General features: G+C 74.5%; 10 protein-coding genes. 3 read left to right on the top strand and 7 right to left on the bottom strand.

Annotated elements, in window-relative coordinates; all coding sequences use genetic code 11:
* Nucleotides 1-199 precede the first annotated feature (199 nt).
* Nucleotides 200-1,150 carry an ROK family glucokinase gene (locus D459_RS0100890; protein ID WP_017591097.1) on the bottom strand — a complete coding sequence of 317 codons (951 nt, stop codon included), beginning with the start codon at nucleotides 1,148-1,150 and terminating at the stop codon, nucleotides 200-202.
* Nucleotides 1,151-1,542: 392 nt separating this feature from the next.
* Nucleotides 1,543-2,019 (bottom strand): hypothetical protein, encoded by a 477-nt coding sequence (locus D459_RS0100885; protein WP_017591096.1) that lies wholly within the window; start codon nucleotides 2,017-2,019, stop codon nucleotides 1,543-1,545.
* A gap of 311 nt (nucleotides 2,020-2,330) precedes the next feature.
* Between D459_RS0100885 and D459_RS0100880 the strand changes: the two genes are divergently transcribed.
* Nucleotides 2,331-4,133, top strand: coding sequence for an AMP-dependent synthetase/ligase (locus D459_RS0100880; RefSeq protein WP_017591095.1), 1,803 nt, complete (start codon nucleotides 2,331-2,333; stop codon nucleotides 4,131-4,133).
* Nucleotides 4,134-4,226: 93 nt separating this feature from the next.
* Here the strand turns inward: D459_RS0100880 and D459_RS0100875 are convergent, their stop codons facing one another.
* The 5 genes from D459_RS0100875 to D459_RS0100855 form a co-directional block, all read right to left on the bottom strand.
* On the bottom strand, nucleotides 4,227-5,375 hold the full coding sequence (locus D459_RS0100875) for a glycosyltransferase family 4 protein (protein WP_017591094.1): 1,149 nt from the start codon (nucleotides 5,373-5,375) through the stop codon (nucleotides 4,227-4,229).
* Between the two features lie 197 nt (nucleotides 5,376-5,572).
* A complete protein-coding gene (locus D459_RS0100870) occupies nucleotides 5,573-6,634 on the bottom strand; it encodes a C40 family peptidase (RefSeq protein ID WP_017591093.1) in 1,062 nt (353 codons plus the stop codon).
* A 404-nt stretch (nucleotides 6,635-7,038) separates the two neighbouring features.
* Complete coding sequence (locus D459_RS0100865; RefSeq protein ID WP_017591092.1) at nucleotides 7,039-8,046, bottom strand: C40 family peptidase; 1,008 nt, start codon at nucleotides 8,044-8,046, stop codon at nucleotides 7,039-7,041.
* Between the two features lie 582 nt (nucleotides 8,047-8,628).
* Nucleotides 8,629-9,993 carry an NYN domain-containing protein gene (locus D459_RS0100860; RefSeq protein WP_017591091.1) on the bottom strand — a complete coding sequence of 455 codons (1,365 nt, stop codon included), beginning with the start codon at nucleotides 9,991-9,993 and terminating at the stop codon, nucleotides 8,629-8,631.
* Nucleotides 9,993-10,247 carry a hypothetical protein gene (locus D459_RS0100855; RefSeq protein ID WP_017591090.1) on the bottom strand — a complete coding sequence of 85 codons (255 nt, stop codon included), beginning with the start codon at nucleotides 10,245-10,247 and terminating at the stop codon, nucleotides 9,993-9,995. The genes D459_RS0100860 and D459_RS0100855 overlap by 1 nt, the downstream gene beginning before the upstream one ends.
* Nucleotides 10,248-10,400: 153 nt before the next feature.
* On the opposite strand from D459_RS0100855, the gene D459_RS0100850 reads away from it, so the two are divergent.
* Nucleotides 10,401-12,164, top strand: coding sequence for a DEDD exonuclease domain-containing protein (locus D459_RS0100850; RefSeq protein ID WP_017591089.1), 1,764 nt, complete (start codon nucleotides 10,401-10,403; stop codon nucleotides 12,162-12,164).
* 24 nt (nucleotides 12,165-12,188) lie between these two features.
* Nucleotides 12,189-12,944, top strand: coding sequence for a rhomboid family intramembrane serine protease (locus D459_RS0100845; protein ID WP_017591088.1), 756 nt, complete (start codon nucleotides 12,189-12,191; stop codon nucleotides 12,942-12,944).
* Nucleotides 12,945-12,961 lie beyond the last annotated feature (17 nt).

Here is a 12,961-nt window from a genome sequence, read left to right as displayed (position 1 = left end):
CCGTCCTGCGTCGCCCGATGCGCCCAGAGCACACGGAGACCCGCCCAGCGACCGGATGTCCGGGCCGACCGGGCCCCAGGACGGGATCGCCCCGGAGCACCACCCGCACTGACCGCCGTAAGAAGGAGCGGCATGCTTCGAGCATGTGGGGCCCGGGGCGCTCCCGGGGGTCGAGCGGGGCAGGACAGGGCAGGGCGGGTCAGCGCAGGGCGAGGTCGGCGGCGCCGATGATGCCGGCGGCGGAGCCCAGTTCGGCGGCGCGGATCTCGGCCAGTCTGCGGGTGGCGCGGCCGGTGACGCCGCGGGCGTAGGCCTCCCGGACGGGGGCGAGCAGGAGCTCTCCGGCCTCGGAGACGCCGCCGCCGATGACGAAGCACTCCGGGTCGAGGATCGCGGCGAGGTCGGCCAGGCCGGCGCCGACCCAGGCGCCGACCGCCGCGAAGCAGTCGATCGCGCCCTGGTCGCCCTCCCGGGCGGCGCGGGTGATCTCCGGGCCCTCGATCCGCGCGGGGTCGCCGCCGGCCGCCTCCAGCAGCCCGGCGGCCCGGTCCGGGTCGACGGCGGCGAGGTCGCGGGCCTCGGCGACCAGGGCGCTGCCGCTGGCGTACTGCTCCCAGCAGCCCTGGTTGCCGCAGGCGCACCGGCGCCCGAAGGGCACCATCCGGTAGTGGCCGATCTCGCCCGCCGCGCCGAAGCGGCCGCGGCGCAGCTCCCCGTCCATGATGACCGCGCCGCCCACCCCCGTGCCGAGGGTGACGACGACGGCGTCCCGGCAGCCGCGGCCGGCACCGAACCGGACCTCGGCCCAGGCCGCGGCGTTGGCGTCGTTCTCCACCACCACGGGCAGGTCGACCCGGCGCGCGATGCGCTCCCGAACCGGGTCGCCGGCCAGGCCGAGATTGCCGGCCAGCACGATGCGGGAGCGGTGCTCGTCGACGAACCCGGCGGTGCCGACGCCGATCCCGGCGATCTCCTCGCCGCCGCCCTCCTTGCGCAGCTCATCGACGAGTTCGGCGACGGCCTCGGCGAGCCGCTCGCCGTCCCCGCGCGGAGTGGGCCGCTTGGCCTGGCGCAGCACGCGCCCCTCCGGGTCGACGACGCCCGCGGCGATCTTGGTTCCGCCGATGTCGACGCCGATCGTCAACGCCATGGGGGACTCCTCTGCAGGTCCGGACCGAATCAGACGATTGGAGTAAACCAAAGGTCCGGACCAATCCGCGACGCGGCCCCGGGGTCGCGGCCTCGGTGCCGCGACCCCGGGGCCGCCCGGACGGGTTCCGGACCGGTTCCGCCTCGGTTCCGGACCGCCCCGGACCGGTTCCGAGTCGCCCCGGGGCGGTTCCCCGCCGGCTCGGTGTACCCCGCGTCGGTTCCCTGCCAGCCTGGTGCGCTCCGCGTCGGTTCCGATTCGGCCCAGGGCGCTCCACATCGGTCCCGCGCCGGCCCAAGGCGCCCTGCGTCGGTTCCCCGCCGGCCCAGGGGCGCTCCACATCGGTCCCGCGCCGGTTCCCGGTCGCTTCCGGGGCGGTCCCTGCGGCCGGGTCAGTCCTTGCCGCCGGGGCCGACCTCGGGCCGGGGGCGGGCCCCCTGCCCGGCGTCCTCTCCGCGGGCCTCGTTCTCGCGGCGCTGCCGCTCGAACTCGCCTTCCACGATGCGCCAGGTGTCGCCGAGCGCGCCGAACAGCGCGGCCCCGGCGCGGCCCAGGTGGCCGGCGATCTCCGGCGCGGCGGTGCGGACCACGCCGACGAAGCGGTCGAGCGGCGGCTCCTCCGGCTGCGGCTGCTCGGCCCGGATGGCCTCTTCCCACACGTCGCCGGTGCGCGGGGGCGGGGAGGTCGCCGCGGAGACGCCCTTGCGCACCCCCGCCACGATGAGTTTCCGCTGCAAGGCGTCGACCAGGCGGAGTGCGTCGTCGATGATGTCGGCGGAGGCCGTGTTCTCCCGGTTCTCCCGGCTCTCCCGGTCCTCTCCGCTGCGCCGCGCACCCGCGCCGGTGTCGCGCCCGTTCGGCTCTGCCATGGTCTGCTGCCCCTGTTCTTCCGGATCTACCGCCACGTTAACGAGGGCGCGGCCGCCGGGGTGCCCGCAGGGGCCGGAACCGGGGGAAACCCGGAGAAGGTTCAGGGGCGGGCGCGCGGCGCCCCGCGCCGCGCATCAGGCGGGTGCGATGATGGCCGGTGCGGCGACGGCGGGGGCGGGCCCGCCGCTCCCCCGCCGGTCGGATCACTATCGGATACCGAAGGAGAACGGATTCTACCCGCCGGTAGCCTTTGTTGTTACCGTCGTCACGTTCCCTCGTCTGAAGAACCCCGTTCGCCCAGGAGCACCACGTGCGCGAATTCAGCCGGCCCGTCAAAGTCGAGATCTCCCCGGGAGCGCGCCTTCCCGACACCGTCTTCGCGCGTGCCGCGGAGGAGCCGGGCACCGTCGCCCTGCGCCGCCAGGAGTCCGGCCAGTGGCGGGACGTCACCTGCAAGGAGTTCCGCGACGACGTGGTCGCGCTCGCCAAGGCCCTGATCGCCGCCGGCATCGAGCACGGCGACCGGGTGGGGCTGATCGCCCGCACCCGCTACGAGTGGACCGCGATCGACTACGCGATCTGGTCGGTCGGCGCGGTCACCGTCCCGGTCTACGAGACCTCCTCCGCCGAGCAGATCCAGTGGATCCTCGGCGACTCCGGCAGCAGGGCCGTGTTCGTGGAGACCGCCGAGCATGCCGCCCGGGTCGAGGAGGTCCGCCCCGACCTCCCCGGGCTGGAGCACGTGTGGGAGATCGAGAACGGCGGGGTCGCCGAGTTCACCGCGACCGGCGCCGAGGTCGAGGAGTCCGTGGTCGAGGAGCGCCGCACCGCCGGCGGCGTCGACGAGCTCGCCACCCTCATCTACACCTCGGGCACCACCGGCCGCCCCAAGGGCTGCGAGCTGACCCACCGGAACCTGCTGTTCACCATCCTCAACGTGATCCGGGGCCCGCTGGAGGAGGTCTTCACCCTGGAGGGCCGCTCCACCCTGCTCTTCCTCCCGCTCGCGCACTCCTTCGCCCGCGTCATCCAGATCGGCTGCATCGAGTCCAGGACGGTGCTGGGCCACTTCCCCACCACCGGCCCCGAGCTCATCGACACCCTCGCGGTGTACAAGCCGACCTTCCTGCTCGCGGTGCCGCGTGTGTTCGAGAAGGTGTTCAACAAGGCGGAGCAGAAGGCGACGTCGGAGGGGCGCGGCAAGATCTTCGCCGCCGCGGCCGACACCGCCATCGCCTACAGCAGGGCGCTGAGCACCGGCAGCGTCCCGTTCGGGCTCCGGCTCAAGCACGCCCTCTTCGCCAAGCTGGTCTACGGCAAGATCCTGGCCGCGGTCGGCGGGCAGGCCAGCCACGCGGTCTCCGGCGGTTCCGCCCTGGGCGAGCGGCTCGGCCACTTCTTCCGCGGCGTGGGCCTGACCATCATCGAGGGCTACGGCCTCACCGAGACCTCCGCGCCCACCGCGGTGAACACCCCGTCGCTGAACAAGATCGGCACGGTCGGCGCCCCGTTCCCCGGCGTGTCCATCCGGATCGGCGAGGACGGCGAGGTGCTGTGCAAGGGCGACCACGTGATGCGCGGCTACTGGAACAACGAGGCCGCCACCCGGGACGCCTTCGACGAGGACGGCTGGTACCGCACCGGCGACCTGGGCTCCCTCGACGACGACGGCTACCTGAGCATCACCGGCCGCAAGAAGGAGATCATCGTGACCGCGGCGGGCAAGAACGTCGCCCCCGCTGTGATCGAGGACCGGATCCGCGGCCACGCCCTGGTCAGCCAGTGCATGGTGGTGGGCGACAACCGCAAGTTCGTCTCCGCGCTGATCACCGTCGACCCCGAGGCCTTCGAGTTCTGGAAGAAGCAGAACGGCAAGAGCGGCGACGTCCCCTCCATGGTGGACGACCCCGACCTGGTCGCGGCGGTCCAGGAGGCCGTGGACGACGCCAACAAGGCGGTCTCCCGCGCCGAGTCGGTCCGCAAGTTCACCATCCTCCCGGTCGACTTCAGCGAGGAGGGCGGCCAGATGACCGCCTCCCTGAAGGTCAAGCGGCACGTCGTGGCCAAGCAGTTCAGCACCGAGATCGAGAAGATCTACGAAGGGTCCGCCTGACCCCGGCGGGCCCGGCGCCCGCGCGGAAGGCCCCGGCCGACCCTCCCCCGGCGGGAGGGGCCGGCCGGGGCCTTTCCCCGTCCTCCGGGCGGCTCAGGCCCGGAGCAGCTCGTCCAGGCGGTCCGCGGTCCGGTCCCAGCTCCACTCCCGCCGCACCCATTCGCGGCCCCGCGCCCCCATCCGGGCGGCGTCCTCCGGGGCGCTCAGCAGGCGGATGAGGGCCCGGGCGGTGGGGCCGGGGAGGGCGCCGTCGACGACCAGGCCGGTCTCGCCGTCCTGCACCGCGTCGGGGGCGCCGCCGGAGTCGCCGGCGACCACCGGGAGGCCGGCCGCCGAGGCCTCCAGGAAGACGATGCCCAGCCCTTCGACGTCCAGGCCGCCGTTGCGGGTGCGGCAGGGCATCGCGAAGACGTCCCCCGCGTCGTAGTGGGCGGGCAGCTCCTCCGCCGGGACGTCGCCGGTGAAGACCACCGACCCCGCGACGCGCCGCTCCCCGGCCAGCGTCTCCAGCCGGGCCCGGTCCGGGCCGCCGCCGACCACCAGCAGCACCGCGTCGGGGACGTCGGCCAGTACCCGCGGCCAGGCCCGCACCAGGGTGTCCTGCCCCTTCCGCCGGACCAGGCGGGAGACGCAGACCACGACCGGGCGCCCGGCGATCCCGTGCCGCTCGCGGACCTCTTCGCCGCCGGCGCCGGGGCGGAAGCGCCCGGTGTCGACGCCGGGGGCGAGCCGGCGCATCCGGGCGGCCGCCGGCGGGGAGAGCGCGCGCCCGATCCTGGCCCTGGTGTAGTCCCCCAGGTAGGTGAGGACGTCCACCGAGTCGCCGACCCGGCGCAGCGCCGAGCGCGCCCCCGGCAGCAGCGCCCAGCCGGCCTCGTGGCCGTGGGTGAGCGCGACCGAGCGGCGCACTCCGGCCCGGCGCAGCGCCCCGCCCATCAGGCCGAGCGGGGCGGCCGCGCCGAACAGCGCGGTGTCGCAGCCCTCCAGGCGGGCGATCCGGCACGCCCTGTCCACCACCCGCGGCACCGGGAGCAGCGCGGGCGTCCGCTCCCGCACCACCGGGAACGGCTGGGCCAGGTCGAACGCCTCGACCTCGCTGCGCGGCACCCGGCGCCCGCTCGGCGCCGAGCAGTAGACGACGACCGACTCCGGCGGCCGGCGCACCGCCAGCTCGTGGACGAACGCCTGGATCCCGCCGGTCTGCGGGGGGAAGTCGTTGGTGACGATCAGAGTGCGCGACACCCGGCCGAGTCTAGGGCGTCGCCGGGGCCCGGCGGCTCCTCCCCGATGATCTTGACGTTGCGGGGGTGTCAGAGCGCTCTGACACCCCCGCAACGTCAAGATCATCGGAGTGGGAAAAGGCCGCGGCGCATCCGGGACAGGGCCGGATGCGCCGCGGCGGGGGGCGGATGCGCCCGATCGGGTCGGGCGCCCCGGGGTCAGGGGCGGATGGCGCCGGTGAACTGCCCGCTCCAGTAGGGGGACATCTGCACCTCCGCGACCGGCTTGGACGGGTTGGAGGCGTGCACCATCTTGCCGTCGCCGACGTACAGCCCGACGTGGGACGGCCCGCTGTAGAAGAAGACGAGGTCGCCCGGCTGCAGGTTGTCGTAGGAGACCGAGGTCCCGGCGTTGATCTGGTCGTAGGTGGTGCGGGGCAGGTTCACCCCGGCCTCGCGCCAGGCCGCCTGGACCAGGCTGGAGCAGTCCCACACGTCGGGGCCGTTGGCGCCGAGGCTGTAGGAGTCGCCGATCTGGGCGTAGGCGAAGTCGATCGCGGTCCGGGCGTTTCCGCTGGCCGAGCCGTTGTAGGAGGCGCCGCCGGTGGAGCCGCCCGAGGAGGAGGAGCCGCCGCCGGAGGAGGAAGAGGAGCCGCCGTCGACGCCCTCGGTGGCCTCGGCGCGCTCGTCCGCGGTGAGGCCGTCCAGGATCTCCTCCTGCTCGGCGATCTTCTCCTCGGCGTCGCTCTTGGCCTCCTTGGACTCCTTCAGCTTCTCCTTGGCCTCGTCGGCCGTGTCGTCGGCCTCGGCCTCGAGCTTGTCGAGCTTGTCCTTCTCCTCGGTGTAGTTGCCCAGCTGGTCCTGCTGGCTCTGGGACAGGTAGCCGAGGTCGGAGGCCTGCGCCAGGGCGTCCTCCGGGCCGGTGGAGGAGGCCAGGAAGGGGACGGAGCCGTAGTCGGAGCCGGAGTAGGCCGCGGTGGCCAGCTCGCGCACGCCCGACCGCATCTCCTCGAGCTTCTCCTGGACGCCCTTCCGCTCCTCGCGGATGTCGGCCAGCTTGCTCTTGGCGGCGTCGTGGTCCTCCTTGGCCTGGTTGTAGGCCTCCGCGAGTCCCGCGTACTCCTCCTGGAGCTTCTCGATCTTGCTGCGGACGTCGTCCGCGGACGGGTCGGCGTACGCCGTCCCGGTGACGGCGGTAGAAGCCAGCAGGGCGCCGGCGGCGATGAAGCCGACGGTCGCGAAGGTGCGGCGGTGCGTGCCGCGCTCGCGTCGTTGGTCCACGGTGGTGGCCCACCTTTCTCCCGTGGTCCGCCTACCGGAAGGACATGAGGGGCGCCTGCTGAGGCGCCGAGCCTTTGGCGAAGGAGCGCTGGGACGCGCGCGCCGGGGGGGCGCGGCCGGGTGCCGCTGCGGTGAAGGGGCGGCGCGCGTGCGGTCCTCCGGTCTCCTGGCCGCGGCGGGGGCCTGCGCGGCGGAGTACGGCGGGTGCGGATCGCAGCCGCCCCGATGGCGGCGAGAGGAACGATCCGGTTCGGCGCGCAACACTAGCCGATCCTCGACCCACTCTCAACCATTTCGTTACCTTAGCGCCCGATTTATGACCTGTCCGAAACCCGGAAAAAGGCCGCGCCGCCCGCCCTCCGCGCTGAGCGGGGGCGGGCGGCGCACCGCCGATATGGCGCTCGCTACACGCGCACGCCGTACATGAACTGGCCGTCCCAGTAGCCGGCCAGCGGCACGACCTCGATGTTCTTGCCGGTGCGCGGGGCGTGCACCATCTGGCCGTTGCCGAGGTAGAGGCCGTCGTGGCCCAGCCCGCTGAAGAACAGGATGTCGCCGGGCTGCAGCGCGTCGCGGCCCACCCGGGTGCCCGCCTCGGCCTGGCCGTAGGTGGTGCGGGGCAGGCTCACGCCGGCCGCGCCCCAGGAGCGCATGACCAGGCCGGAGCAGTCGTAGCCGTCCGGGCCGGCGGCGCCGTACACGTACGGCTTGCCGACCTGGGACAGGGCGAAGTCCAGGGCGGTGCGGGCGTTGCCCGAGGCGCCCTCGGCCGAGCCGCCGCCGGAGGAGGTCTCCTCCCCCTCGGGGGAGGCGTCGGCGTCGGGGAACTGGGCGAGGAGGTCCTCCTGCTCGGAGATCTTCTCCTCGACCTCCTCCTTCTTCTCCTCCGCGGCCTCCTTGTCGTCCTTGGCCTTCTCCAGGGCCTCGTCGGCCTCGTCCTTGAGCTTGAACAGCCGCTCGGAGGAGTCGCTGAACTCGTCCAGCTTGGCCTGCTGGTCCTCGGAGAGCTTGCTGACGTCCGCGGACTGGTCGAGGAGGTCGGAGGGGTCGTCGACGCTCAGCACGACCGAAGTGGAGTCCAGGTCCCGGCCCTGGTAGGCGGCGCTGGCGAACTCCGAGACCTGGTCCCGCAGCTCCTCGTAGCGCTCCTGCTCGTCGCCGACCTCTTCGTCGAGCTCGTCGGCCTTGGCCTTGGCGGCCTTGTAGTCCTCGTTGGCCTTGTTGTACTCGTCGACGACCTTGCCGGCCTCTTCGTTGAGTTCGTCCAGCTTCTCCTGGACGTCCTCCTTGCTCTGCTCCGGCTCGGCGTTGGCCACGCCGGCACCGGTGGACGCGATCAGGCTGCCGGCCGCCACGACCCCGAGGCCGGTCGCTACCCGGCGGGCCGTGCGCCGACCACCGTTGTTCGCCATGGCGGTCCACGCTCCTTGCTGGTCGATCCCCGCTTGGTGGGGACTGGGGACGGGGGACGGGGGTCAGTGCTGCGGATCGGCGCACTCGGACCGGGGAGCGGGGACCGCGGTCGCGAAGAGTCGCTCGGGCATCCGTTCGACACGGCAGCACGACCGCGCGCTCCCGCTGGGGTTCATCGGGGAGCCCCGCGGCGGCCGGCGGCGGACCCGGAAGTGTCGACCCTGCCGGGGCCCGCCTCCTGCGCTGGGGTGCGCGGGGCGGTCAAGCTCCTGGGAAAAACTAGCGGACCCTCCCAGCAGGCTCAACCACAACAACGAAGCGGTAACGGGGGGCGCCGCCCCCGCGACAGGGGCGTTCTTCCTGCCCAGTCGGCCGATCCAGCCCCGGCGGAACCCGCATTACAGATGGGTCACACAGATCACAGATGGGCCACACCGCGTACACGGGCGGCCCCGCGACGCTATCAGGGGCCGCGGCGACCCGGTGCCGCGCCCCGGGCGATGGGGCGGTGGTCTCGGTGCCGCGGCCCCGCCGGAGCGCTCCGGCGGGGCCGCGGCACCGAGACCGTCGGGGAAGCGGGGTCAGACCCGGGCCAGCCGCTGCAGCAGCAGCTCGGAGGGGACCGCGCGGGCCCCCTCGGCGCGCACCGCGGCGATGATCTCCTTGTCCGCGGTGACCACGGCCAGCGGGCGGCCCGGAGGCTCGGCCCGGACCAGCCGCACGATCAGCTCGTCGGCCGTCTCCCCCGGGTCGCTGAACAGCACCCGGGTCCGCCGCCCCTGCACCGTCGGGGCGTCCACGTCGGCGCCGTCGAACACGCAGGTGATCTCGGCCTTGCTCCGCCCGGCGAGCCCGTCCAGCGCGTTCAGCAGCCGGGTGCGCTGGTCGGCCAGGGGCAGCGTGGGGTAGCCGGTCTTGGTCACGTTGTAGCCGTCGACCAGCAGGTGCACCCGGGGCAGCGCGAGCAGCCGGTCGACCAGGGCCGGGTCGTCCCCGGGCAGGCCCAGGTCGCCGACGCCCCGCCCGGCCCCGGAGCGGGCCCGGTCCTCGGCGATCAGCTCCGCGGGGGTCTCGATGGAGGTGGGCAGGGCGAGCTCCCGGCGCAGCCCGTGGGCCGACTCCACCAGCACGTCCAGCAGCACCCTCAGCCTGGCGTCGTCGGAGCTGCGCTCGGCCCGCACCGCCCGCCGGGCCGCCTCCACCTGGGCCTCCGCCGCCGCCAGCCGGCCGCGCAGCCGGCGGTTCTCCGCCTCCGCCGAACCGAGCCGGACCGAGGCGGAGTCGGAGAGGCCGCGCGCCTGCTCCTCGGCCTGCTCCGCCCGGTGCTGGGCCTCCTTGGCCCGCTTCCGCTCGCCGTGCACCCGGCGGCGCAGGTCGGCGACCTCGCTGCGGTACTCGCGCAGCTCCCCGCGGAGCCGGTTGAGCTCCTTGCGGTGCTCGGCCCGCTCCTCCTCCAGCCGGGCCCGGAGCCCGGCCAGCGCCTCGGCGGCCTCGTCCGCCTCCTTGGCGGTCTCCTGCCGCTCCAGTTCGCTGTGGACCCGGCCGACGATCTCCTCCCAGCCCTCGGGGCGGAGCAGGTAGGCGGCGGCCGCCACCACCACCGGGTCGGCCGCGGGCGGCAGCACGCCGCGGCGGAGTCCTTCGGCGAGCTCCGGCCAGACCTGCTCGACCCGCTCGGCGACCAGGCCGCGGAAGGCGGCGTCGGTCTCCAGCTGCGCGGCGATCTGCGGGCCGGCCAGCCGGGCCCGGCGGCGCGGCTCGAACCGGGCGACGCGGCGCAGCGCGGCGGGGACCTCGGCGGCGGGCAGGCCGCCGAGCACGTCCGAGCCGTACTCGATGATCCGGGCGCGCACCGGCTCGGGCAGCGGCCGGTCCGCGGCGCCGCCCGGCGGGTCCGGCCGCGCGTCCCGCTCCTCCCCCGGGTTCCCCCCGCCCTGCGAGCCCATCAGGCCCCCGCGCCGCTTTCCGCGGAGTCCGGGCGCTCCACGGACTCCACCGCGTCCACCGCGTTGCACCAGCGGCAGCGGACCTGCTCGATCCGCTCCTCCAGCACCTCGCGCTCCTCCACCCGGCTCTCCCCCGAGAGCTCGAAGTGGAGGTAGTCGCGCGAGCGCACGGTCCGCACCACGTCGAAGCGGGTGAGGTTGCCGCACTGGGCGCAGCGCCAGCGCCGGTCGCCGGTCGGGGCCTCGATGCTCACTTCGCGTCCTCCTTCTCCCTCGACCCTAGGTCCAGGGCACGCGGAGGCCGCCGGCCGACACGGGCGGCTCCCCCCGATTCCCGTCCCATCCGGTCCGGTAGGAAATATGGTTCCGGCCATCTTTCCACGTCCGGGGGCGGTCGCGTTTACGCTGTGCGGGTGAACGACGGAACGGACCGGGGCGCCGCGGAGGCGGAAGCGGTCCAGATCTCCCTGGACGAGATGGGCACCCCGCTCTCCGAGGGGACCTTCGTCGTGGTCGATCTGGAGACCACCGGCGGCCGCGCCGGGGCCGCGGCGATCACCGAGATCGGGGCGGTCAAGGTGCGCGGCGGGGAGGTCCTCGGCGAGTTCTCCTCGCTGGTGGACCCGGAGATGCCGATCCCGCCCAGCATCACCCTCCTCACCGGCATCACCCAGGCGATGGTGGCCACCGCGCCGCCGATCGGCGCGGTGCTCCCCGCCTTCCTGGAGTTCGCCGGGCTGGACCAGGGCCCGCCGGACACCGTGCTGGTGGCGCACAACGCCCCGTTCGACATCGGGTTCCTCAAGGCCGCCTGCGCGGCCCAGGGCCGCCGCTGGCCGTCCCCGCGGACCGCGGACACCCTGCCGCTGGCCCGGCGGCTGCTCAACCGGGAGGAGGTCCGCGACCACAAGCTGGGCACCCTGGCCCGGTTCTTCGGCGTCACCGACCGGCCCTCGCACCGCGCCCTGCAGGACGCGCGGGCCACCGTCGGCGTGCTGCACGGCCTGTTCGAGCGGCTCGGCCCGATCGGCGTGCACAGCGTCGAGGAGCTGCTCACCTTCCGCACCGCGCCCACCGCCGCGCAGCGCGGCAAGCGGCACCTGGCCGACGGGGTGCCCGACGCGCCCGGCGTCTACCTGTTCACCGACGCCCGCGGCGAGACGCTCTACGTCGGCAAGAGCAACCGGCTCCGCCGCCGGGTGCGCTCCTACTTCACCGCGGCCGAGACCCGGAGCCGGGTCCGGGAGATGATCGGCCTGGTGGAGGGGGTCACCCCGATCGTCTGCGCCACCGGGCTGGAGGCCGAGGTCCGGGAGATCCGGCTGATCTCGGAACGCAAACCGCCCTACAACCGGCGGTCCCGCAACGCCGAGCGGACCGTCTGGCTCACCCTCACCTCCGACGCCCACCCCCGGCTGTCCCGGGTCACCCGGGTCCGCGACGACGGCGCCCCCTACCTCGGCCCGTTCCCGTCGGTGCGCCAGGCCGAGCTCGCTCGGGAGGCGATCCTGGAGGCGTTCCCGCTCCGCAGGTGCACGCACCGGTTCTCCCCGGCCCGCCCCGTCCCCGCCTGCGTCCTGGCCGACCTGGGCCGGTGCGGCGCCCCCTGCGAGGGGCGGGAGTCGCCCGAGGAGTACGCGGTGCACGCCCGGGCCGCCGCCGCGGCGATGACCGGCGACCCGTCCCCGGTGATCGAGGCGGTGCGCGCCGCCATCGGCTCGCTCGCGGCCCAGCAGCGGTACGAGGAGGCCGCCGTCCGCCGCGACCGGCTCACCGCCTTCCTGCGCGGCGCCGCCCGGGCGCAGCGGCTCGGTGCGCTCTCCGCGATCCCGCAGCTGGTGGCGGCCTGCCCGGCGGAGGCGGAGCCGGGCGCCTGGGAGGTGCACGCGGTGCGGCACGGGCGGCTCGCCGGCAGCGCCCTGATGCGGCGCGGCGCCGACCCGCAGGCCTTCGTCGCCGCGCTGACCGCCGCCGCCGAGACCGTCCCGCCCGGCCCCGGGCCCGCCCCGCGCGCCACCGCCGCCGAGATGGAGTGCGTGCTGCAGTGGCTGGACCGGCCCGGGGTGCGCCTGGTCGAGCTGGACCGTCCGTGGACATGCCCGGCCGACGGGGCGGAGCGCCACCGCGACCTGACAGACTGGGCCCGCGCCCCGATGGCCGACGACCTCTGACCGAGCTGAACGGACCAGGCACCCATGGCAGGCATCCCGCTGAGCGACGACTACCCGGTGCGCCGGATCCCGGTCGCCACCTACCTGCTGATCGCCGCCAACGTGCTGGTCTACCTGCTCTCCCCGATGTCGCTCATCGCGGTCTGGTACGGCGCCGACCTGCCGGCCCGGCTCTGCTCCGTCGAGGTGTACATCAACCGGTGGGGGGCGATCCCGGCGGAGCTGCTCGGCGGCGGGCGGGTGCCCCCGCCCCCGGAGTGCCCCGGCGGCGGCGCCGAGGCGGCCTGGATCTCGGCGTTCACCTCGATGTTCCTGCACGGCGGGGTGGCCCACCTGCTCGGCAACATGGTGTACCTGTTCGTGTTCGGCCCGGTGGTGGAGGACCGCCTGGGCCGGCTCCGCTACCTGGCGCTCTACCTGCTCTGCGGGCTCGTCTCGGTGTACGCCTACGCGCTGACCGACCCGGCGGGGCAGTCGCCGCTGGTCGGCGCGTCCGGGGCGATCTCCGCGGTGCTCGGCGCCTACCTGGTGGTGCAGTTCCGCAGCAGGGTGATCACCCTGGTGCTGGTCTTCCCGGTCCGGCTGCCCGGCTGGGCGCTCGTGGGCACCTACTTCGTGCTCCAATATGTTCTCTACATCGGCATGCCGTCCTCGCCGGGCGGCGGGGACAGCGTCGCCTACGCCGCGCACGTCTACGGGTTCATCGCCGGCGTCCTCGGCGGCCTGCTGATCCACCGTGTCCGCTGGCGCTCCGGAACGCGCCTGTCCGACATGTACTGACCCGCGCCGGCCCCGGC

Source organism: Nocardiopsis potens DSM 45234 (genome assembly GCF_000341105.1).
GTDB lineage: Bacteria > Actinomycetota > Actinomycetes > Streptosporangiales > Streptosporangiaceae > Nocardiopsis_A > Nocardiopsis_A potens.
This window is presented reverse-complemented; position numbering and strand designations above follow the sequence as displayed.